The following is a 22,657-nucleotide window of genomic DNA, read 5'->3' as shown; positions in this document are numbered from 1 at the left end:
CCGCGAATGGGCGCCGTCCGTTTGAAACGAGCCGGGGCTCAGGCCGCGGCGGTATCGCGTGCGCGGCGATAGGCCACCCAGTCGCCGCTGTCGATGCGCGGCAGCGTGGCCACCGCGGACTCGGCCACCGGATACAGCAGGCAGGCGACTGGCTGGCCGTTGTGCAACACGGCCCGTTCCTCGCGCACGAACAGCGTGGCCTGGCCGGGATAAACCTCTTCGATCTCGTCGAGCACCGGCAACAGCGCGTCGGCGATCTCGTAGAGATCGCCCACGACCGGCCCGCCACTGGCGTCCAGCACCAGGCCGGGATAGGTGCCGAAGTCATAGAGCCTGCCGGCCACCGTACCCGTGCCCAGCAGCGTGGGCGCGGCAATGCCGTGGCGCTGCGCGGCGGCGTTCAGGTCGTTGACCTCGCCGGCGCGCAGCGTGCCGTAGACAAAGACGCGCGGCATGCTCAGTTCCCCAGCCTTTCGTCCGAGACCAGCACGCCGTCGGCGTCGACGTAGATCCAGTTGCCCGGGCGCACCACTGCGCCGGGCATCTGCACCGCGACGTCGCTTTCGCCAACGTTGCGCTTCTGGCTTTTCTGCGGATGCACGGCCAGCGCGCGGATGCCGATGTCGCACACGTCCAGCTCGGCGGTATCGCGGATGCAGCCGTTGACGACGATGCCGACCCAGCCGTTCTTCTCGGCCAGCAGGCCAAGGTTGCCGCCCACCAGCGCGCAGCGCAGCGAGCCGCCACCGTCGATCACCAGCACGCGGCCCTGCCCCGGCGCTTCCAGCGCGGTCCGCACCAGCGAGTTGTCTTCGAACACCTTGAGCGTAGCCGCGGGGCCGGCAAAGGCGCCCTGCTTGCCGAAGGCGCGGAACACCGGCGCCATCACGCGCAGGGTGCCGTCGGCAAGGCGGTCTTCATGCGCGTCGCACAGGTCGGTGGTGACAGGCTTCATCGATGGTCTCCTGATAGGCAAGAAAGTATCCGGTCGGGCCGCTCGGCCTCACTGTTGCTGGCTGGCCAGCGCCTGCGCGCGGATGGCGCTCAGCGTGGTGCGCGGCGTGATCACGTCCGGGTCCACCTGGATCTCGATCAGCGTGGATACCGGTGCGGCCAATGCCTCGCGCAGTGCCGGGGCAAAGGCTTCGGTCGTGGTCACGGTGGCGCCGCGCGCACCATAGGCGCGCGCCAGCGCGGCAAAGTCGGGGTTGTGCAGCTCGGTGCCCGAGACATGGGTCGGGTATTCGCGTTCCTGGTGCATCCGGATGGTGCCGTACATGCCGTTATTGACGACGATGAAGATCACCGGCGCCTGGTATTGCATCGACGTAGCCAGTTCCTGGCCATTCATCAGGAAGCAGCCATCGCCGGCCAACGCCACCACGGTGCGTTGCGGGAACGCGATCTTGGCGCCGACCGCCGCCGGCACGCCATAGCCCATCGCGCCGCTGGTCGGGGCCAGCTGGCCGCGGCCGCCGCTGGTGAACGGGCGATAGTGGAAATAGCGGTGCAGCCAGCCGGCGTAGTTGCCGGCGCCATTGGTCACGACCGCGTCGGCCGGCAGCAGCTGGTCCAGCGTGCGGATGACTTCGGCCATGTCGACCCCCTGTCCCGTAAATGGGGGCGGCTGCAGGTAGCGTTCGTAGTCGGCGTGCGCGGCTTCTGTCCACGCCTGCCAGCGCGGCTCGGCCGTGGGCTGCAGGCCGGCCAGGCGCGCGGCAATGGCCGGCATCGACGCCTGGACCATCAGGTCGGCCTGGTAGACGCTGCCCAGCTCCTCGGCGCCGGCGTGCACGTGGATCAGCTTTTGCGCGGGCCGCGGCGCGGCGATCAGCGCGTAGCCGCCGGTGGTCATCTCGCCCAGGCGCGGGCCGATGGCCAGCACCAGGTCGGCATTGCGGACGCGCTCGGCCAGCGCTGGGTTGATGCCAATGCCGACATCGCCGGCGTAGTTGGGATGGCAGTTGTCGAACAGGTCCTGGCCGCGGAAGGCGCAGCCCACCGGCAGCGCGAAGCGCTCGGCAAAGGCCTGCAGGTCGGCGCAGGCCTGCGGCGTCCAGCCGCTGCCGCCGGCCAGCACGAAGGGACGCTCGGCGGCGTCGAGCATCTCGGCCAGCCGCGCGAGGTCGGCCTCGCCGGGCCAGCTCATGACGCGCTGGTAGGCCTGCAGCTGCGGCACTACCGCAGTCTGCGCCAGCATGTCTTCGGGCAGCGCCAGCACCACCGGGCCCGGACGGCCCGAGGTGGCGGTCTGGTAGGCGCGCGCAATGTATTCGGGGATGCGTTCGACCCGGTCGATCTGCGCCACCCACTTGGCCATCTGGCCGAACATGCGGCGGTAGTCGATTTCCTGGAAGGCCTCGCGGTCCATGAAGTCGGTGCCGACCTGGCCGATGAACAGAATCATCGGCGTCGAGTCCTGGAAGGCGGTGTGCACGCCGATACTGGCATTGGTGGCGCCCGGCCCGCGCGTGCAGAAGGCCAGCCCGGGGCGGCCGGTCAGCTTGCCGTAGGCCTCGGCCATCACCGCGGCCCCGCCCTCCTGGCGGCAGATGATGAAGCGCAACTGATCGCGGCGGCGGTGGAAGCCGTCGAGCACGGCCAGGTAGCTTTCGCCCGGCACGCCGAAGGCCAGCTCGGCGCCGTGCGCCAGCAGCGCATCGACCAGGATATGGCCGCCCGGCAGCGGCGTGCCGTGTTCGGGATCGTCAGGCTGGGTGGTGTTGGCCGGCGTCATTGACATGAAAGCATCCTCAGGCAATCGAATTCGGAAGGCGGTGCTTGGGTGGCCCGGCCCGGGCTAGGCGGCCTCCGCCTGGCCCGCCGCCGCGCCGCGGCGCGAGCGGTTGCCGTTGCCCACTGTCACCGCGGTGAAGATCGACAGCAGCTGGAAACCGCCGATCATGAAGAACACCCAGGCCGGCAGCTTTGCATCCATCAGCGCACCGAAGAACAGCGGGCCGCACGCCAGGCCGATATCCAGGCCCGAGTAGACCACGCCATAGACGCGCCCGGTGGCACCGGCGGGGGCGGCGGCGCGCACCAGCAGGTCACGCGACGGCCCGGCGGTACCGGCGCCAAAGCCGATCACGCCCATCAGCACCGGCACCAGCAGCGCCGGCACCAGGTTCAACCCGACCAGCACCGCCATCAGCCCCGATACCGTGAAGCTCACCGCGATCAGCCGGTCATGGTTGCTGGTGCGGCCGGCGGCAAAGCCACCGACTATCATGCCGCCGGCGCTGCACAGCATGTAGATGGTGTAGGACGCGGTCGCCAGCGTGAACGGCATGCCGTACAGGTAGGTCAGCGCGGTCGGGGCAAAGCTCTGGATGCCGGCCGCGGAGAACGTGGTCAGCAGGAAGAAGGCCCAGCACACCCACACCTGCGGCAGGCGCAGAAAGCCCAGCACGCTGCCGCCGGATGTGGCCACCCCGGCCGCAGCCTTGGCCGCGGGCCGGCCCACGGCGCCCTGCACTTCGCGCGGGTCCAGCACATGGCGCAGCACTACCAGCACGGCCAGCACGATAAAGGCGACTGCCGAGGCCGCCGCCAGCGCCACGCGCCAGCTGGCGAGGTTGGCGATCGCCACCAGGAACAGCGGCGCCGCCGCCCAGCCCAGGTTGCCGGAAATGCCGTGAACCGAAAACGCGTGTCCCAGCCGGGGCTGCGACACATGCTTGTTCAGCAGCGTGAAGTCGGCCGGGTGGAATACGCCATTGCCCAGCCCCGCCACGGCCGCGCCGAACAGCAGCGCGGCGTAGCCGGAACTGGTCGACAGCAGCAAGGCCGCGGCGCCCAGGAAGGCCAGCCCGGCAAACAGCACCGGCCGCGCGCCGAAGCGGTCGACCACAAAGCCGGACGCGGTCTGCACCACCGCCGAGACCGCGAAGAACACCGTCATCAGCAGGCCCAGCTCGGCATAGCTCAGGCCGAATTCCGCCTTGATCCATGGGAACAGCGGAGCCAGCAGCAGGTGGTAGAAGTGGGAGACCCCGTGAGCCAGGCCAACCAGCCCGATCACCTGGGCGTCATGACGAAGAGGGTTGCGCGTGGGATCGAGTGCGGCGGTGGACATGGCGCTGGTGGCAGGGGCTATGCGGCAGGACGGAAGGCGGCAGCCCAAAAAAATACGGGCCGAAGCCCGCATCATAGAGGAAAACCCCTGTCCTCTGCAGCCAGGTGGCGGCCACGCCTCCCGCCAACCGCGCTTACATCTGCTTGAACAGGTGCGCGTACTGTCGCGCCACCGGCAGCAGTTCAGGACGGTCGCGCAGCCGCAGCGACAGCCGTCCCAGCGACTGGTTGACCGCGCTGGCCACGCAGGTGATGTTGACCACGGTGCCGCGGTGCACCTGCCAGAAGCGCTCCGGGTCCAGCTGCTGGGTCAGCTCGCGCAGGCTGGTGCGGATCAGCGCTTCGCCGGCGCCGGAGACCACGTTGACGTACTTGTCGGTGGCCTCCAGGTAGATGACTTCGTCCACGGGGATGATGCGCACCTCCTGCCCCACCAGTGCCTTGATAAAGCGCAGGTACTGCCGCTGCGGCGCACCGCCCGGGCCTGGCGTGGCGTGCTCCAGCGATTCCAGCCGCGCCAGCAGCTGGCCAAGCCGGTCCGTCTCCGCGATCGAGGCTTCGGCCTCGGTGTCTTCATCGTCGGCGGGGCCGGCCAGGCGGTCCTTCAGACGCTGCACCGTGGCCTCAAGCCGTTCGCGCTGGACCGGCTTGAGCACATAGTCCACCGCGGCGCGCTCGAACGCCTCCAGCGCGAACTGGTCGTATGCGGTCACGAAGACCACCAGTGGCGGGGTGTCGAATTCGATCAGTTCGCGCGCCACGTCCATGCCGCTCATGCCCGGCATGCGGATATCCAGGAAGGCCACGCGCGGCTGGTGCTCGCGCGCCGCCGCCAGCGCGGCCACGCCGTCGTGGACCACGGAAACGATACGGGCCTCGGGCCACAGCGACATCAGTTCGGATTCCAGCACGCGCGCCAGCAGCGCTTCGTCGTCGGCGATCAGAAGGGTCGGGGTCATGGGGGCGTTGGGGTGGTGGATGGGTCCTGGCGTTGTCAGCGGCACCGCCACGGGCGGTGCCAGCCGTTCGTCTTGTCAGGCTTGCTGGCAGGCGGGGCGCCTCAGAGCCGTTGCATGGCTGGGGCCGATACTGGCATGCCCTCCGGCACGCTGGTGACTGTCTGGGTCAGGGTGGGCGCTTCGGCCGGGCGCTCCAGCGGCAGCGTCAGCCGCACCACCACGCCGCGCGGGGTGTTCTCCTCCATCTGCATGGAGGCCGCCGCGCCAAAGATGCGCGCCAGCCGCTCGCGCACATGGGTGATGCCCAGGCCCGAGCCCTTGCCCGAGGCATGACCGAAGCCCACGCCGGTATCGGCGATGATGACCTGCACCGCATTGTCGCCGGCCGCACGCGCCGACAGCCGGATATGGCCGCCGATCATGCAGGGCTCGATGCCGTGCGTGACCGCGTTTTCCACCAGCGGCTGGATCAGCATGGGCGGGATCTCCACCTTCGCCAGTTCGCGCGGCAGGTCGATGTCGAACGAGAGCCGCTGGCCGAAGCGCATGCCCTGGATGTCCAGGTAGCTGCGCAGCAGCTCGAACTCCTGCCGCAGCGTGCATTGCTCGGCGCGGGTATGCGCCAGCGACATGCGCAGGAAGCCGATCAGGCGCTGCAGCAGCTGGCGCGCGGCGGGCGGGTCGGTGGCGATCAGCCCGTCGAGGTTGGCCAGCGAGTTGAACAGGAAATGCGGCTCGATCTGCGCCTGCAGCGCCATCAGCTGTGCGCGCACCAGCTGCTTTTCGGCTTCCTCGCGCTGCAGGGCGTCCAGCGCGGCCTGGCGCTCCAGGGATGCGAGCTTCTCGCGCGACCAGTAGAAATAGATCATCGAGGCCGCGGCCAGCATGCCCACCACCAGGCACATGCGCAGCATGCCGCCGGCTTCGTCCGCCGACTTGGGCGGCAGGTCCAGCGCCACGCGCGTGGCCCAGCTGCCGAACACCACGCCCGCGGGCACCGCGGCGGCGGCCAGCAGCAGGAAGGGCCAGCGGCGCGGCCGGTCGTTCCACCAGATCACCACGCGCGGAATGTCGATCAGCACCCAGATCGACAAGCCGATCAGCTGGCTGTAGACAAAGTTGTGCCACAGGCTGCCGCCGGTCTGGAAGCCGTAGTTCAGGCTGATGGCGATCACCGAGTTCATGCACAGCACGAACAGCAGGTCGCGGCCGAGGATATTGAGCCGGGAGGGGATGGCGGTGGCGACGTTGGAGAAGCAGCGGTCCATGGCGTTCATGTTAGCGCGGACTGAGCCTGGCGCAACGGGAATGTGATGAGGCGGGCAGCGCGGGCCACCTCAGCCACCCTGCCCGGCACGCCGGCCGGCCAGCGCGCGCCACCATTGGCCGGACAGCACATAGCGCGGGAAGGTGATCCACTGCTCGGCCAGGATGCGGCCGGCGATGTCCGCCGGCCCGGCAAAGGGTTCCGGCGCGTGGGCTTCCAGCCGGTGCCCCCGGCCCTGCAGGGCCATCGACATGCCCATGCACACCAGCCCCAGCGCCACCGCCGGCAGGCTCAGGCGCAACAGGCCGTAGAGGCCCAGCACGGTGCCGGCCATGAACATCGGCACGGCCACGATATGCAGCAGCAGGTTGCGGGGATGCTGGTGGTTGCGGGCATAGCCGCGCCACTGCCAGCGCAGCAGCGGTTCGTCGTCGCGCATGATCGTCTCTGTCTCCCTTGTCCGGCCCTTGCAGACCGGCGGCCGCGCGCAAACTTTGTTGCACTGCGGTACACGTACGGCGCTCGCCGGATGGCAAGCCGCGGGCACGTGCAAGGAATGTACCCCTCACCCGGGCACGAAGAAAGTCTCTTGCGACGAACGGCGGGCACGGGGCGCGAACGGCACCGTGCCGGGGCGGACGGCGGCTGTCAGGCAGCGCCCGGGTGCCCCCTGCGCCGCCTGGCGATGGCCACAGCCAGGCCGGAATCAGGCCGCCAGGGCCTGGCGCTCCTGCTCGGACAGCGCGCTGCTGACGGTGTCGGGCGACAGGTGCGGCGCGAACATGTTGATAAAGGCGTGCGCATAGCCGCGCAGGTAGGCGCCCCGCCGCACCGCCACGCTGGTGGTGTTGGGCGCGAACAGGTGGTCGGCCGAGATCCGCACCAGGCCGGAATCCTTGCGCTCGTCATAGGCCATCGAGGCAATGATGCCCACGCCCAGGTCCAGTTCGGCGTAGGTCTTGATCACGTCGGCATCCAGCGCGGTCAGCACGATCTCCGGCTGCAGGCCGGCCTCGGCAAAGGCGCTGTCGATCTTGCGGCGGCCGGTGAAGCCGGCGTCATAGGTGATGAGCTGGAAGCCGGCCACGTCTTCGAGCGTGGGCTCGGGCAGGCGCGTGAGCGGATGGCCGGGCGAGACCACCAGCACGTGCTGCCAACTGTAGGCCTCGAACGAGGTCAGCCCGGCCTCGGTGGCCAGGGCCTCGGTGGCGATGCCGATATCGGCCTGCCCCGTCAGCAGCAGCTCAACGATATGCGTGGGCGACGCCTCCTGCAGTGCCAGCGTCACATGCGGGTATTCGCGGCGGAAGGCCTGCACCACGCGCGGCAGTGCATAGCGTGCCTGGGTGTGGGTGGTGGCAACGGTCAGGCGGCCGGTATGGCGGCCGGCGTATTCGTCGCCGGCCTGGCGCAGGTTCTCGGCCTCCAGCAGCAGGCGTTCGACGATGCGCACGATCTCGCGCCCGGGCTCGGTCAGGCCGGTCAGGCGTTTGCCGTAGCGCTCGAAGATCTCCACGCCCAGTTCTTCTTCCAGCTCGCGGATCTGGCGCGACACGCCGGGCTGCGAGGTGTAGAGCGCGTTGGCGACTTCGGTCAGGTTGAACTGGCGGCGCACCGCCTCGCGGATCGATCGGAGTTGCTGGAAGTTCATGACGTCGCCTTTTCTTGTTGGGTGGACGTGGTACGCGGTTGCGTGAACACGCGCAGCTGGCGCGGGCGCACCGCGAGCAGTTCGCCTTCGCGGAAGCCCGCATGGCGGAAGCGCTCCAGCGGCAGCGCGACTTCAATCACGTCCTGGTTGTCTTCACGTTCAAGTTCAAGCTGCGCCACCGGGCCCAGCGTCAGCGCGCGGCGCAGCGTCACGGCAATGCCGTCGGCGCCGGGCGAATAGCGTTCCAGGTCGAGGTCATGGGGGCGCACATAGGCCACCGCGTCGCCGGCGGTCTCATGGCCGCTGCCGACCACCGGCAGCACCGCTTCACCGGTATGCAGCAGGCCGCCGCTCTCGCCCACTTCCAGCCGGCCGTGGAAGAGGTTCACGTTGCCGAGGAAGCCGAACACGAAGGGCGTGGCCGGATGGTTGTAGACGGCCTCGGGCGAGCCGTACTGCTCCACGTGGCCGCGGTTCATCAGCACCACCTGGTCGGCCACTTCCAGCGCCTCTTCCTGGTCATGGGTGACGAACACGCTGGTCACGTGCAGTTCATCGTGCAGGCGGCGCAGCCAGCGGCGCAGTTCTTTGCGCACCTTGGCGTCGAGCGCGCCGAACGGTTCGTCCAGCAGCAGCACGCGCGGCTCCACCGCCAGGGCGCGCGCCAGCGCGATACGCTGGCGCTGACCGCCGGAGAGCTGCGACGGGTAGCGGTCGGCCAGCCAGTCGAGTTGCACCAGTTCCAGCAGCGAACGCACCTTGTCGCGGATCTGCGCTTCGCTCGGGCGCTCGGCGCGCGGCTTGACGCGCAGGCCGAAGGCCACGTTCTCGAACACGCTCATATGCTTGAACAGCGCGTAGTGCTGGAACACAAAGCCCACCTGGCGCTGGCGCACATGCTGGTCCGAGGCATCGCGCCCGGCCAGCACGATCTGGCCCGCATCGGCGCGCTCCAGGCCGGCGATGATGCGCAACAGCGTGGTCTTGCCGCAGCCGGACGGCCCCAGCAGCGCGGTCAGCTCGCCTTCGTCGAAATCGAGCGAGACGTTGTCCAGCGCGACAAAGTCGCCAAAGCGCTTCTCTACGTTCTTGACCTGGATGCTCATGATGCTTGTCCTTGCAAACTTGCCAGCGGCCGCTCTGGTGCAGCCTCTTCGGTTTCCTTGCGGGCGCGCAATTCCACCAGCGTCTTGATGCCGAGCGTGACCAGCGCCAGCAGCGTCAGCAGCGAAGCCACCGCAAAGGCCGCCGCGAAGTTGTACTCGTTGTAGAGGATCTCAACATGCAGCGGCATGGTGTTGGTCAGCCCGCGGATATGGCCCGATACCACCGAGACCGCACCGAACTCGCCCATCGCCCGCGCATTGCACAGGATCACGCCATACAGCAGGCCCCAGCGGATATTGGGCAGCGTGATATGGCGGAAGGTCTGCCAGCCCGAGGCGCCCAGCACGATCGCGGCCTCTTCCTCTTCACTGCCCTGCGCCTGCATCAGCGGGATCAGCTCGCGCGCAACAAAGGGGAAGGTCACGAAGATGGTGGCCAGCACGATGCCCGGCACCGCGAACATGATCTTGATGTCGTGCGCTTCCAGCCACGGTCCCAGCCAGCCCTGCGCACCGAACAGCAGCACGTAGACCAGGCCGGAAATCACCGGCGACACCGAGAACGGCAGGTCGATCAGCGTGATCAGCAGGTTCTTGCCGCGGAAGTCGAACTTGGCGATGGCCCAGGCCGCCGCCACGCCGAACACCACGTTCAGCGGCACCGCGATCGCCGCCACCGTCAGCGTGAGCTGGATCGCGGCGAGTGCGTCGGGTTCGATCAACGCTTCCCAGTAGGTCTGCACGCCCTTGCGCAAGGCTTCATAGAACACCGAAGCCAGCGGCACGAACAGGAACAGCGTGAGGAACAGCACCGCCACCGTGATCAGCGTGTAGCGTACCCACGGCGCTTCGCCGGTAGCGTCAAACCTGTGATGGGCCTGGGCGTTGGCTTGCCCGCCCAGGCGTCCCGCAACTGCGCCGGCCATGTCAGAACTCCTTGCCCGTGGCGGGCGCTTCAGGTGCCAGCGCGGCGCGCACACCGGATTGATGGCGGCGCGTCCAGGCCTGCAGCAGGTTGATCAGCAGCAGCAGCCCGAAGGAAATCACCAGCATCACCACCGCCACCGCGGTGGCGCCGGCGTAGTCGTATTGCTCCAGCTTGGAATAGATCATCAGCGGCGCGATCTCGGACACCATCGGCATGTTGCCGGAGATAAAGACCACCGAGCCGTACTCGCCGGTGGCGCGCGCGAACGATAGCGCAAACCCCGTCAGCAGCGCCGGCAGGATGGCGGGCAGGATCACGCGCTGGAAAGTCTGCAGGCGGTTGGCGCCGAGGCTGGAAGCGGCCTCCTCCAGCTCCTGCTCAACATCCTCCAGCACCGGCTGCACCGTGCGCACCACGAACGGCAGGCCGATAAAGGTCAGCGCCACCACCACGCCCAGCGGCGTAAACGCGACCTTGATGCCAAGCGGCTCGAGATAGCGGCCGATCCAGCCATTACCGGCAAACAGCGCCGTCAGCGCGATACCGGCCACCGCAGTGGGCAGCGCGAACGGCAGGTCCACCAGCGCGTCGATCAGGCGCTTGCCCGGGAAGCGGTAGCGCACCAGCACCCAGGCAACCACCAGCCCGAACACCGTATTGACGATGGCCGCCACCAGCGACGCGCCAAAGCTCAGCTGCAGCGACGCCACCACGCGCGGCGCCGTGACCGAGGTCCAGAACGCGTCCCACGTCATCGTGAAGGTCTTCAGGAACGTGGCCGACAGCGGGATCAGGACGATCAGCGTCAGGTAGAACAACGTGAAGCCCAGCGACAGGCCGAAGCCGGGCAGCACCGTAAAACGCTGCCTGGACGGCCTGCGCGGCGCGCGCGCGGCGCCGGAATCAGGGGCGCGAGGGGCGGCTGGCGGCGTGTCCGCGAGGGAAATGGATGGAGGCATGTCGTCTCGTCTGTGAGCGGTGCGCCGCCGGACCATGATGGCTGGCCCCGGCGGGCCGTTCTTTATGACGCCAGCGCATATTGCGCCGGCCTACGAGACAGATTCTGCAGAGTCATCCTTATAAACAGAACGAATCTTTATGAATTTTCTTAGACGGTTTAGATATAAGGGATAGTAGACACTACCTCGATGCCCGACTCCCAGGCGCCGGATGATTCACTTATGGAGCCGGTATCGCCTGCCTGCGCGATACGCTGGATCAGGGTATCGAGCAGCGCGAGGCCTTCAGGCCACTCGCCCAGTGCGGAATCGGCATTGATGTGGCCCAGGCTGCCCGCATCGACCAGTTCACTGCCCCACAGCGTGCCCCAGCTGAAAGCGGTGCGCTGCGGCATCCAGGGGTCGTTGCGGCTGGCGACCAGGATGGTCGGGAACGGCAGCCGGTAGGTCGGCAGCAGCGCCGCCACGCCAAATTTGTCCGGATCTGCCGGCGCCACCAGCAATGCGCCGGCAATGCCGACCGGATCCAGCGCCGCCTGGCGCAACGACGCCAGGCAGCCGAAGCTGTGCGCCACCAGCACCGCGCCGCGCGCGGCCACGCGCTGGGCGCGCATCACGCCTTCGGAGACGCGCTCGGCCCACAGCGGCAGGCTGGGGCGCGACCAGTCGTGCTGCTCCACCCGCTGCCAGTCGGGGAAGCGCTGCTCCCAGCGGCTCTGCCAGTGTCCCGGGCCGCTGCCGTGCAGCCCCGGTACAGTCAGCACCTGCAGGTGCCGCGGAATGTCCAGGCGCGTGCCATGGCCGCCGGATAGCCGGTTCGCTTGGGTCATACCACCTCCTTGTCCAATGCATGCGCGGCGCTCGCCAGGCCTGTGCGCAGCCCTGCCGCACTGACCGGCGCGCCGGCGAAGGCGCCCTGCCCCAGGCCGATGCCCGCGGCCTGCAGGCGCTCGACGCTTTCGGCGTTCTGCAGGCGCCGCCCGATCAGCGTTACGCCGGCGTTGGCCGCGCTGGCACGCAGGCCCGACAGCTGGCGGTCGGTCCAGGTGCGGCGCATGTCCAGCTTGAGCCAGTCCGGCAACGCGTGCGCCATCAGCGCACCGGCTTCCGCCGGATCCGACGCCTGCAGGCTTACCGCGAAGCCGTTGCGCCGATAGTTGCCAACGACATGCAATAGCAATGCCAGGTCGTCATTGGCGCTGGCCGGCACCTGGATCACAAAGCGCTCCAGCGGCAGCCCCAGCGACTGCAATGCGCGCCGGAAGGCAGCGCCGTGGTCGTCGGTGACGGCGGCCAGCAGCCGGTTATGCACGTTCAGCACCAGCTTGTGCTCGCCCTCGGCGGCAAAGTAGTTGATGGCATGCAGCAGGCGCGAAAGCCGGTCCAGCGACACCAGGCTGTTGTCGTCGGCCGCCATCGCAAACAGCTTCCATGCCGCCAGGCCCACGCCGTCCTCTGCGTAGGTGTGGATCGAACCTTCATGCGCCACCACCTGCCGGTCTGCCAGCGTCACCAGCGGCTCGAACGCGCTGGTCAGCGAGCAGTTGAAGAACTGGCCCTGCACCTGCCCGCGCGCGTCGCGCCACAATTGCCGGTCAGCCAGAGGCTGGCGCGGCAGCGATTCCAGATAACGTTGGAGCGCAGGCACTGCGCCCGCGGGTTCATGCACGCCTGGCATGGCATTCCTTGGGTTGACCGGGCCCCTCGGCCCCTTGGTCGGATTAGTGATGACGGGCGCGCCATGCGCCCTCTGTGCGGTCGCACCGCATCGGCCTGCCTGCTCATGATAGGAGGTCAGCGCGCGCGAGCGAATGAAGATTACGGCCTGTCGATATGCGCGGCGCACATTGCCGCGGGTGGCACGGTCACGCTGCCCAGCTCACGTTCAGCGGCGCGGTCGTGGCGGCCGGGTCGGCATGCGCACCTGCATGCGACGGTACCTGCGCCTGCGGCGCTTGCCGCATCACCCGCTTCAGCACCGCGGCCTCCAGCTGCGCAAAGCCCGCCGCGCCGCGTTCGCGCGGGCGCGCCAGCGCCACGCGCTCATCCATGGCAATGCGGCCGTCCTCGATCAGCACGATGCGGTCGGCCAGCGCCACTGCCTCCGACACATCGTGCGTAACCAGCAGCGCCGTGAAGCCAAGGCGGCGCCACAGCGATTCGATCAGCCCCTGCATCTCGATGCGCGTGAGCGCGTCCAGCGCGCCCAGCGGTTCATCCAGCAGCAACAACTGCGGGTGGTGAACCAGCGCGCGCGCCAGGGCCACGCGCTGGCGCTGGCCGCCGGAAAGCCGCGCGGGCCACTCCCTGGCGCGGTCGGCCAGGCCCACCTGCGCCAGCACATCGGCGGCTTCACCGCGGCGTGTGCGCGGCAGGCCCAGCGCGACGTTGTCCAGCACGCGCTTCCACGGCAGCAGCCTTGCGTCCTGGAACATCACGCGCACGTCGGCGTGCCGCGCGCGGCCTTTCGCCGCGGATTCACCGTCGACGGTGATACTGCCGCCATCGGCTGCTTCCAGTCCCGCCACCAGCCGCAGCAGCGTGCTCTTGCCGCAGCCGCTGCGCCCGACAATCGCCAGGAACTCGCCCGGCGCCACGTCCAGCGCCACGTTGTGCAGCACTTCGCGGCCGTCATAGCGCTTGACCACCTGGCGCACGTGCAGCGCCACGCCACCTGCCTTGCGCGGCGCCTCTGCCGCCGGCTGTGCCGCCTCGCGGCGCGCGAGGCCCGCTTCCAGTTCCACCAGCGCAGCCTGCTCTACCGGATACATCTGCATCTCGATCTCCTTGCTTGATTGGGACGACGGGCCGGTCAGGCCGCGGCGTAGCCCGGATGCCAGCGCAGCCAGTAGCGCTCCAGCCCGCGCGACAGCCAGTCGGCCAGCTTGCCCAGCAGCGCATAGAGCAGGATGCCCACCAGCACCACGTCGGTTTGCAGGAACTCACGCGCGTTCATGGTCATGTAGCCGATGCCCGATTGCGCGGAGATGGTCTCCGCCACGATCAGCACCACCCACATCAACCCGAGCGCGAAACGCACGCCTACCAGGATGCCCGGTAGCGCGCCGGGCAGGATGACCTCGCGGTACAGCTGCCAGCCGGACAGGCCGTAGCTGCGCGCCATCTCCACCAGCCCCGTATCGACCGAGCGGATGCCGTGATACGTGTTCAGGTAGACCGGGAAGAACACGCCCAGCGACACCAGGAACAGCTTGGCGGTCTCGTCGATGCCGAACCACAGGATCACCAGCGGGATCAAGGCCAGCGCCGGGATATTGCGCACCATCTGCAGCGAGCTGTCGAGCAGCGTGGCCGCGGTGCGGAAGGTGCCGGTCAGCAGCCCCAGCAGCAGGCCCAGCCCGCCGCCGATGGCAAACCCCACCAGCGCGCGCCAGGTGCTGACCCCGACGTGCTTCCACAGGTCGCCCGAGCGCGCCAGCTCCCACGCGGCCTGCACCACGGCCAGCGGGGCCGGCAGCACGCGGCTGGAGAGCCAGCCGTTCTGCGAGGCCAGCTGCCAGACAACGATCAGCAGCACCGGCACGATCCACGGAGCCAGCGCGCGCGCCAGCGCCCGAGGTCCCTGGCGCAGCGGCTGCAATAGAGGAGCGTTCATGGTTGCCCTCCCCTCAGCTCTGCGCGGCGCGCGGCACGATGCCAGTCGCCATGACTTCGCCGAACGGGCCCGACAGCACCTTGCCCGGCAGCTTGTCGCGCACCGAGCGCGGCAGCAGCGGGAACACCAGTTCGGCAAAGCGGTAGGCCTCTTCCAGGTGCGGGTAGCCGGACAGCACGAAGGTGTCGATGCCCAGCTCGGCGTATTCACGCATGCGCTCGGCCACGGTGTGCGGATCGCCGACCAGCGCGGTGCCGGCACCGCCGCGCACCAGGCCAACGCCAGCCCACAGGTTGGGGCTGATCTCCAGCGCCTCGCGCGTGCGGCGCGCGCCGCCCGCGTGCAGCGCGGCCATGCGGCGCTGCCCTTCGGAATCCATCTTGGCGAACACGGCTTGCGCACGCGCCACGGTCTCGTCATCGAGCCGGCTGATCAGGTCGTCCGCGGCAGCCCAGGCGGCGGCTTCGGTCTCGCGCACGATCACATGCAGGCGGATACCGAACTTCACCGTGCGGCCATGACGCGCGGCCTGCCGGCGCACGTCGTCGAGCTTCTGCGCCACGTCAGCGGGCGGCTCGCCCCAGGTCAGGTAGGTATCGACCTGCTCGCCGGCCAGCGCATGCGCCGGCGCCGACGAACCGCCGAAGTACACCGGCGGATGCGGTTGCTGCAGCGGCGGATAAAGGACGGTGGCCCCCTTCACGCTCAGGTGCTTGCCCTCGTAGTCCACCTTGTCGCCGTCATGGCTGGCGGCCAGCACCTGGCGCCAGATGCGCAGGAACTCGGCCGAGGCCTCGTAGCGCGCGGTGTGGTCCAGGAACAGGCCATCGCCTTCCAGCTCGGCGGTATCGCCACCGGTGACCAGGTTGATCAGCAGCCGGCCGTTGGAGATGCGGTCGAAGGTTGCCGCCATCCGTGCAGCCAGCGTCGGCGCCATCAGGCCGGGGCGCACCGCGACCAGGAATTTCAGGCGCTGCGTGACGGCGGCCAGGGCCGATGCGGCCACCCATGGGTCTTCGCATGAGCGCCCGGTCGGGATCAGCACGCCTTCGTAGCCCAGCGTATCGGCGGCGACGGCAACCTGCTTCAGGTAATCGAAGCTGACCTCGCGCGCGCCTTCCGAAGTGCCGAGGTAGCGGCTGTCGCCGTGGGTGGGGATGAACCAGAATACTTGCATGTCGTTGTCCTATTGTTCTTGCCGATGGAGGTGGCTATCGCTTCGCCTGCTGCTGCGGCACGTCCCAGCGCGCATCGGCCACCTTGACTGGCCTGGGGATCAGCTTGAGCGAGTGGAAGGCGTCGGCGATGCGCTGCTGCTCGGCCAGCACCCCGGCGCTGACCGGGCGTGCGCCGTACGAGAAGCGCGAAACGGCGAGCTCAAGCACATCGGCCGGCAGCCCGGTTTCGCCGGTCAGCACCGTGGTGGCCTCCTTTGGGTTGCTTTGCGCCCAGGTGCCCAGCGTGGCCAGTTCGTCCAGGATCAGGCTGACGATCTCCGGCTTGGCTTGTGCATAGGGGCGCGAGGCCAGGTAGAACTGGTGGTTGCTGACCACGTTCTTGCCGTCCGCGCCGCGGCCATCGGCGAGCACGCGCGCACCCAGTTGCTTCTCGGCCGCGGCGAGGAACGGGTCCCAGATCACCCAGGCATCGACCGCGCCGCGCTCGAAGGCGGCACGCGCATCCGCCGGCGGCAGGTAGACCGGCTGGATCTCGTTGTAAGGGATGCCGGCCTTCTCCAACTGGCGCACCAGCAGGTAATGCACGTTCGAGCCCTTGTTCAGCGCCACGCGCTTGCCGCGCAGTTCCGCCACCGAACGGATCGCCGAGCCCTTGGGCACGACGATGGCTTCCGCCACCGGCGCCGGCGGCTCATTGCCGACGTAGACCAGCTGCGCCCCCGCGGCCTGCGCAAAGATCGGCGGCGCCTCGCCGACGGTGCCGAAATCGACGGCACCGACGTTCAGCCCCTCAAGCAGTTGCGGGCCGGCGGGGAACTCGGTCCATTTGACGGTGATGCCTTGCGGCACCAGACGCTTTTCCAGCGTGCCGCGCGCCTTCAGCAGCGTCAGCGTGCCGTACTTCTGGTAGCCGATGCGCAGCACCTTGGGGTCGATGTTCTTCGACTGCGCTTCGGCGCGGCCGGGCAGTAGCCCATAGGCCAGGCCGGTGGCAAGCACCAGCGCGGCGGTAATCAGGCGGCGGCGCTGGTTGGCCGTGCGCAACGGGTTCGTCAGTGTCATGCGATGTCCTCCATGGCCCGGGGCAATGCCCTGCTGGCCGGATTGATGTCCAGGATGGCTGCGGCAGCACGCATCCCTGCCGGCCCCGCGTGGCGGGTGGCATGGCGTCGCTGCCGTCGCGCCGGGCAGGCCGGCGCCACTTCAGTCAATCAGTCAGTTCAGGCGGAACATCGCTCGGCCACCGCGATCGCGGCGGCACGCTGGACCAGGGCGCCGGGCACCACGTCGAGCGGCACCTCGATGCGGGAATGCGCCAGCGCATCGCGCACGCGCAGCACGCCCTCGTCCAGGCGCGCGGACAGCGCGGCATCGAAGCGCGCCTGGCGCACGCCGGCGGCGTCAAAGGATTCGATCTGCTGGTCCACGGCAAAGATGCCGGGCAGGATCTGGCGCGAGCCCAGCGCGGACAGCACCGGGCGCAGCGCGTAGTCGATCGCCAGCGCATGGGCCAGGCTGCCGCCGGTGGCAATCGGGAGCACGATCTTGTCGCGCAGGCCGGTCTGCGGCAGCAGGTCCAGGAAGGCCTTGAGCAGGCCGCTGTAGGCGGCCTTGTAGACCGGCGTGGCCAGTACCACCACCTGCGCCTCGGACACGGCATGCGTGGCGGCGGCGATGACGGGGTCGTCCACGCGTGCCGCCAGCAGCGGACCCGCCGGCAGTTCGCGCAGGTCGAGGTGGCGGGTGCGTTCGCCGGCAGCCTCGAGCGTGGCACGCAGGTGCGCCAGCACCAGGCCGGAGCGGGACTGGACCGACGGGCTGCCGGAGAGCGTCAGGATGGACATCGCGCTTCCTTCTTCTGATGGACCGGTCGGCGCCGCGGCCGCCCCACGCGGCCCGGCGCGCCGGTCTCGTGGGTTATTTCTTGCCGGGCTGGTAGATCTGGTCGAACGTGCCGCCATCGGCAAAGTGGGTCTTCTGGGCTTTCTGCCAGCCGCCGAAGGCTTCATCGATGGTGAACAGCTTCACCTTGGGGAAGTTGGCCGCGTACTTGGCCGCCACCTTCTGCGAGATCGGGCGGTAGTAGTTCTTGGCCGCGATCTCCTGGCCCTCGTCGGTGTACAGGAACTGCAGGTAGGCCTCGGCCGCCTTGCGCGTGCCCTTCTTGTCGACCACCTTGTCGACCACCGCCACCGGCGGCTCGGCCAGGATCGACACCGACGGCGCGACAATGTCGAACTTGTCCGGGCCCAGTTCCTTGATCGCCAGAATGGCTTCGTTCTCCCACGCGATCAGCACATCGCCCAGGCCGCGCTCGACAAAGGTGGTGGTGGCACCGCGCGCGCCCGAATCCAGCACCGGCACATGCTTGAGCAGCTCGCCGACAAACTCGCGCGCCTTGACGTCATTGCCGCCCGGCTGGCGCAGCGCATAACCCCACGCCGCCAGGTAGTTCCAGCGTGCGCCGCCCGAGGTCTTGGGATTGGGCGTGATCACCTGCACGCCCGGCTTGACCAGGTCGCCCCAGTCCTTGATGCCCTTGGGATTGCCCTTGCGCACCAGGAACACGATGGTCGAGGTGTACGGCGAGGCGTTGTGCGGCAGGCGCTTCTGCCAGTCCGGCTTGATCAGGCCCTTGTCGGCGATGGCGTCGATGTCATAGCCCAGCGCCAGCGTCACCACGTCGGCATCCAGCCCGTCGATCACCGAGCGCGCCTGCTTGCCCGAGCCGCCGTGCGACTGGCGCACGGTCACGGCGTCGCCGCCCTGGGCCTTCCAGGCCTTGGCAAAGGCGGCATTGACATCGACATACAGCTCGCGTGTCGGATCGTAGGAAACGTTCAGCAGGTTGGCGGCCGCAGCGGTCTGCGCCGCGCTCAGGGCGCCAAGTACGGCCAGGCTGATAGCCAGTTTGCGGATCATCTTGTGTTGCTCCCGTCAGTGTCGTGAATGGGCGCGAGGCGCCTCTTGCCTTGTCCGCCTTGGGTGGCGGACTTGTGTCAGGAGCAAGACTACCGAGGGGGCTATCTGAACGGAACGAATGGTTTCGCCGATCCTTTGCTGTTTTTTGCATAAGATCGGACGGAAATATGGACATGCCGGCGCACGGGGCATGCGGCATCGCTGAGCGGAAGGAGGATGATGGGTCACGCCCCAAAAAGAAAACGCCCGCACCGGCAAGCCGGTGCGGGCGAAGTTTCCGTTCTGGAAACGGGTAGACAAGTCATGAAGAGCGCCCCCGCATCTCCATGACAGGACGAATGTTATCGGCTTGCCTGCGACCTGGGGTTGATCAAGGTCAAGTGCGGGCCAGCCTGCCGCGCCTGCGCCTCAGCCGCCCTGGCGGGCGAGCAGGTCAGCCATTTCGTCGGCATGCTCCTCTTCCACCGCCAGGATGCCCTCCATCATCCGGCGCGAGGTCGGATCGCGTTCTCCCAGGAACTGGATGATCTCGCGATAGCTGTCGATGGCGATGCGCTCGGCCACCAGGTCTTCCTTGATCATTTCCGTCAGCGAAGTACCCGCCACATATTCAGCATGGGAGCGGCTGGTCAGGCCGTCGGGTGCGAAGTCGGGCTCGCCGCCAAGCTGGACGATGCGCTCGGCGATCTGGTCGGCATGGCCTTGTTCTTCATTGGAATGGGCCAGGAATTCATCGGCGACGCTCTTCGAGTTGGGCCCCTTGGCCATGTAGTAGTGTCGGCGATAGCGCAGCACGCAGACGATTTCGGTGGCCAGCGCATCGTTGAGCAGCTTCAGCACGGTATCGCGATCCGCGGCATAGCCCGCGGTCACGGCGCCATCGTCGATGTGCTTGCGGGCGCGCTCGCGCAATGTCTTGACGTCAGAGAGGAAAGGCTTGTCGGTCATTGAAGGGCTCCTTGGGGATGGGGCTGCGTCAGCGCAGCGCCTTGTACGGAAACTCAACCCTTCCGCAACGCGAGAAGTGTGCCACTCGGCGGATGGCGCGGAACGGCGCGGCTGGCGACGACCCGCGGCATCGTGGCGTGAAAAAATTGCACGGGACGGGACCGCCTTACACGCAACGCGCGATGGCAAGACGAAAAAAAGCCCCTGCGATGCAGCGCAGGGGCCTGACCATGATCGACCGCCTGTGTGCTCCGGCAGTCGATCGAGCCACGGTAGCCTTAGTCCAGCTTCCGCCCGAACGTGAACTCCCCGTCGACATAATCCACCGGCACCACATCCTTGGCGGCGAACTTGCCTTCCAGGATCGCCCGGGCCACCGGGTTCTCGATCTGCTGCTGGATCGCCCGCTTGAGCGGACGCGCGCCAAACACCGGGTCGTAGCCTGCGCTGGCGATCTTCTCCAGCGCCGTCTCGCTCACCTCCAGCGTCATGTCCATGCGGGCCAGGCGGGCCTGCAGGCGTTGCAGCTGGATGCGTGCGATCGACTCGATATGCTTCTGGTCGAGCGCGTGGAACACCACCACTTCATCGATCCGGTTCAGGAACTCCGGCCGGAAATGCGTGCGCACTTCCTGCCAGACCGCACCCTTGATCGCTTCCTGCGGCTCGCCGGTCATCGACTGGATGATCTGCGAACCCAGGTTGGACGTCATCACGATCACCGTGTTCTTGAAGTCCACGGTGCGGCCCTGGCCATCGGTCAGGCGGCCGTCGTCCAGCACCTGCAGCAGCACGTTGAAGACGTCCGGGTGGGCCTTCTCGACTTCATCCAGCAGCACCACGCTGTACGGCTTGCGGCGCACGGCCTCGGTCAGGTAGCCGCCTTCCTCGTAGCCCACGTATCCGGGCGGCGCGCCGATCAGGCGGCTGACGCTGTGCTTCTCCATGAATTCGCTCATGTCGATGCGGATCAGGTGCTCTTCCGAATCGAACATGAACTCGGCCAGGGCCTTGCACAACTCGGTCTTGCCGACGCCGGTCGGGCCCAGGAACAGGAACGAGCCATAGGGCCGGTTCTCGTCCGCAAGCCCGGCACGCGAACGGCGGATGGCATCGGACACCAGCCGCACGGCTTCGTCCTGGCCGACCACGCGCCCATGCAGCCGGTCTTCCATCTTGAGCAGCTTCTCGCGCTCGCCCTGCATCATCTTCGATACCGGGATGCCGGTGGCGCGGCTTACCACTTCGGCGATTTCCTCGGCGCCCACCTGGGTGCGCAGCAGCTTGTTGGGCTGCTTCTGCTCGCTGGCCTCGGCATCGGTCGCCGCCTTGAGCTTGCCTTCCAGGCCCGGCAGCTTGCCGTATTGCAGCTCGGCCACCTTGTCCAGCTTGCCTTCGCGCTGCAGCTTGGCGATCTCCAGCTTGACCTTCTCGATCTCTTCCTTGAGCGCGGCCGTGCCCTGCGCGGCGCCCTTCTCGGCTTTCCAGATCTCGTCCAGGTCGGCGTACTCCTTCTCCAGGCGCGCGATTTCCTGCTCGATCAGCTCCAGGCGCTTCATCGACGCCTCATCGGTCTCTTTCTTGACCGCCTCGCGCTCGATCTTCAGCTGGATGGTGCGGCGCTCGAGCTTGTCCATCGACTCCGGCTTGGAATCGATTTCCATCTTGATGCGCGCGGCCGCCTCGTCGATCAGGTCGATCGCCTTGTCGGGAAGGAAGCGGTCGGTGATATAGCGATGCGACAGCTCCGCCGCGGCGACGATGGCCGGGTCGGTGATTTCCACGCCGTGGTGCAGCTCATACTTTTCCTGCAGCCCGCGCAGGATGGCAATGGTGGCTTCAACGCTCGGCTCATCGACCAGCACCTTCTGGAAGCGGCGCTCCAGCGCGGCGTCCTTCTCGATGTACTTGCGGTACTCGTCCAGCGTGGTCGCGCCGATGCAGTGCAGCTCGCCGCGCGCGAGCGCCGGCTTGAGCATGTTGCCCGCGTCGATCGCGCCCTCGGCCTTGCCGGCGCCGACCATGGTGTGGATCTCGTCGATGAAGACGATGGTCTGGCCCTCGTCCTTGGCGACGTCGTTCAGCACCGCTTTCAGGCGCTCCTCGAACTCGCCGCGGTACTTGGCGCCGGCCAGCAGGCCGGCCATGTCCAGCACCAGCACGCGCTTGTTCTTCAGGCTCTCCGGCACTTCGCCGTTGACGATGCGCTGCGCCAGGCCTTCCACGATGGCGGTCTTGCCCACGCCCGGCTCGCCGATCAGCACCGGGTTGTTCTTGGTGCGGCGCTGCAGGATCTGGATGGCGCGGCGGATCTCGTCGTCACGGCCGATCACGGGATCGAGCTTGCCGATGCGGGCGCGCTCGGTCAGGTCGATGGTGTACTTCTTGAGGGCCTCGCGCTGGCCCTCGGCCTCGGCGCTGTTGACCGAATCGCCGCCGCGCACGGCCTGGATGGCCGACTCGAGCGACTTGCGGTTCAGGCCGTTTTCACGCGCGATGCGGCCGGCGTCGCCCTTGTCGTCGGCGACGGCCAGCAGGAACAGCTCGCTGGCGATGAACTGGTCGCCGCGCTTGATGGCTTCCTTCTCGGTGGCGTTGAGCAGGTTGACCAGGTCGCGGCCGATCTGGACCTCGCTGGTGCCCTGCACTTGCGGCAGGCGCTTGATGGCGGCGTCGAGCGCCGTCTGCAGGCCCTGCACGTTGACGCCGGCGCGCGCCAGCAGCGCCTTGGCGGCGCCGTCGTCCTGCGCCAGCAGTGCGCGCAGCAGGTGCTGCGGTTCGATGTATTGGTTGTCGTTGCCCAGTGCCAGGCTTTGCGCATCAGCCAGTGCTTCCTGGAACCGGGTGGTCAGCTTGTCAAGACGCATAAGGATTCCCTCTCTCGGATAAGGTCGTGTCCTGATGCGGGGGCGTCGGCGCCGGTCTTCGCTGCCGGAGCGCCCGTATGCCCTGCCGGACACTGGATGTCTTTCCGAAAGATAAGGCTTTGTCGCGACATTTCAAGGCCGCGCCGGCAAGCAATGACCCCGATCCGCTGCTATGTCGA

The 22,657-nt window shown here is 68.0% G+C and carries 21 protein-coding genes; all 21 read right to left on the bottom strand.

Going from position 1 to position 22,657, the window contains the following annotated elements:
- Positions 1-38 precede the first annotated feature (38 nt).
- Positions 39-455: a gamma-glutamylcyclotransferase family protein gene (locus I6H87_RS14710; protein WP_011615563.1), complete on the bottom strand. Its 417-nt coding sequence runs from the start codon at positions 453-455 to the stop codon at positions 39-41.
- A 2-nt stretch (positions 456-457) separates the two neighbouring features.
- Positions 458-955, bottom strand: coding sequence for a ribonuclease E activity regulator RraA (gene rraA / locus I6H87_RS14705; protein WP_011615564.1), 498 nt, complete (start codon positions 953-955; stop codon positions 458-460).
- 48 nt (positions 956-1,003) lie between these two features.
- Positions 1,004-2,743 (bottom strand): thiamine pyrophosphate-binding protein, encoded by a 1,740-nt coding sequence (locus I6H87_RS14700; protein ID WP_371852237.1) that lies wholly within the window; start codon positions 2,741-2,743, stop codon positions 1,004-1,006.
- A 57-nt stretch (positions 2,744-2,800) separates the two neighbouring features.
- A complete protein-coding gene (locus I6H87_RS14695) occupies positions 2,801-4,078 on the bottom strand; it encodes an MFS transporter (protein WP_037024085.1) in 1,278 nt (425 codons plus the stop codon).
- A gap of 133 nt (positions 4,079-4,211) precedes the next feature.
- Positions 4,212-5,036 (bottom strand): LytR/AlgR family response regulator transcription factor, encoded by an 825-nt coding sequence (locus I6H87_RS14690; protein WP_010810508.1) that lies wholly within the window; start codon positions 5,034-5,036, stop codon positions 4,212-4,214.
- A 101-nt stretch (positions 5,037-5,137) separates the two neighbouring features.
- Positions 5,138-6,313, bottom strand: a complete 1,176-nt coding sequence (locus I6H87_RS14685; protein ID WP_011615567.1) for a sensor histidine kinase — start codon at positions 6,311-6,313, stop codon at positions 5,138-5,140.
- A gap of 60 nt (positions 6,314-6,373) precedes the next feature.
- A complete protein-coding gene (locus I6H87_RS14680; protein WP_010810506.1) occupies positions 6,374-6,742 on the bottom strand; it encodes a DUF962 domain-containing protein in 369 nt (122 codons plus the stop codon).
- 267 nt (positions 6,743-7,009) lie between these two features.
- Entirely contained in the window at positions 7,010-7,954 is a 945-nt protein-coding gene (locus I6H87_RS14675) for a CysB family HTH-type transcriptional regulator (protein WP_010810505.1), read from the bottom strand.
- Complete coding sequence (locus I6H87_RS14670) at positions 7,951-9,060, bottom strand: sulfate/molybdate ABC transporter ATP-binding protein (protein WP_010810504.1); 1,110 nt, start codon at positions 9,058-9,060, stop codon at positions 7,951-7,953. The genes I6H87_RS14675 and I6H87_RS14670 overlap by 4 nt, the downstream gene beginning before the upstream one ends.
- Positions 9,057-9,986 carry a sulfate ABC transporter permease subunit CysW gene (gene cysW / locus I6H87_RS14665; protein ID WP_010810503.1) on the bottom strand — a complete coding sequence of 310 codons (930 nt, stop codon included), beginning with the start codon at positions 9,984-9,986 and terminating at the stop codon, positions 9,057-9,059. Before cysW ends, I6H87_RS14670 begins: the two co-directional genes overlap by 4 nt.
- 1 nt (position 9,987) lies before the next feature.
- A complete protein-coding gene (gene cysT / locus I6H87_RS14660) occupies positions 9,988-10,947 on the bottom strand; it encodes a sulfate ABC transporter permease subunit CysT (RefSeq protein WP_011615568.1) in 960 nt (319 codons plus the stop codon).
- A 158-nt stretch (positions 10,948-11,105) separates the two neighbouring features.
- Positions 11,106-11,777 carry an RBBP9/YdeN family alpha/beta hydrolase gene (locus I6H87_RS14655; protein ID WP_010810501.1) on the bottom strand — a complete coding sequence of 224 codons (672 nt, stop codon included), beginning with the start codon at positions 11,775-11,777 and terminating at the stop codon, positions 11,106-11,108.
- Positions 11,774-12,625: an EAL domain-containing protein gene (locus I6H87_RS14650; protein WP_011615569.1), complete on the bottom strand. Its 852-nt coding sequence runs from the start codon at positions 12,623-12,625 to the stop codon at positions 11,774-11,776. The genes I6H87_RS14655 and I6H87_RS14650 overlap by 4 nt, the downstream gene beginning before the upstream one ends.
- 187 nt (positions 12,626-12,812) lie before the next feature.
- Entirely contained in the window at positions 12,813-13,724 is a 912-nt protein-coding gene (locus I6H87_RS14645; protein WP_011615570.1) for an ATP-binding cassette domain-containing protein, read from the bottom strand.
- A 35-nt stretch (positions 13,725-13,759) separates the two neighbouring features.
- Positions 13,760-14,563, bottom strand: a complete 804-nt coding sequence (gene ssuC, locus I6H87_RS14640; protein WP_011615571.1) for an aliphatic sulfonate ABC transporter permease SsuC — start codon at positions 14,561-14,563, stop codon at positions 13,760-13,762.
- Positions 14,564-14,576: 13 nt separating this feature from the next.
- Entirely contained in the window at positions 14,577-15,740 is a 1,164-nt protein-coding gene (gene ssuD, locus I6H87_RS14635) for an FMNH2-dependent alkanesulfonate monooxygenase (protein ID WP_011615572.1), read from the bottom strand.
- A 34-nt stretch (positions 15,741-15,774) separates the two neighbouring features.
- Complete coding sequence (locus I6H87_RS14630; protein WP_011615573.1) at positions 15,775-16,803, bottom strand: sulfonate ABC transporter substrate-binding protein; 1,029 nt, start codon at positions 16,801-16,803, stop codon at positions 15,775-15,777.
- A 158-nt stretch (positions 16,804-16,961) separates the two neighbouring features.
- Positions 16,962-17,585 (bottom strand): NADPH-dependent FMN reductase, encoded by a 624-nt coding sequence (gene ssuE / locus I6H87_RS14625; RefSeq protein WP_010810495.1) that lies wholly within the window; start codon positions 17,583-17,585, stop codon positions 16,962-16,964.
- A 73-nt stretch (positions 17,586-17,658) separates the two neighbouring features.
- A complete protein-coding gene (locus tag I6H87_RS14620) occupies positions 17,659-18,663 on the bottom strand; it encodes a sulfate ABC transporter substrate-binding protein (RefSeq protein WP_010810494.1) in 1,005 nt (334 codons plus the stop codon).
- A gap of 408 nt (positions 18,664-19,071) precedes the next feature.
- The gene (locus tag I6H87_RS14615; protein WP_010810493.1) at positions 19,072-19,611 is read right to left on the bottom strand and encodes a ferritin-like domain-containing protein; all 540 of its coding nucleotides are present in this window, start codon (positions 19,609-19,611) and stop codon (positions 19,072-19,074) included.
- A gap of 278 nt (positions 19,612-19,889) precedes the next feature.
- On the bottom strand, positions 19,890-22,478 hold the full coding sequence (gene clpB, locus I6H87_RS14610) for an ATP-dependent chaperone ClpB (protein ID WP_010810492.1): 2,589 nt from the start codon (positions 22,476-22,478) through the stop codon (positions 19,890-19,892).
- Positions 22,479-22,657 lie beyond the last annotated feature (179 nt).

This window comes from Cupriavidus necator (genome assembly GCF_016127575.1).
GTDB classification, from domain to species: Bacteria; Pseudomonadota; Gammaproteobacteria; order Burkholderiales; family Burkholderiaceae; genus Cupriavidus; species Cupriavidus necator_D.
Note: the sequence above shows the minus strand (reverse complement) of the source record. Positions and strands in the feature narration are given on the sequence as shown.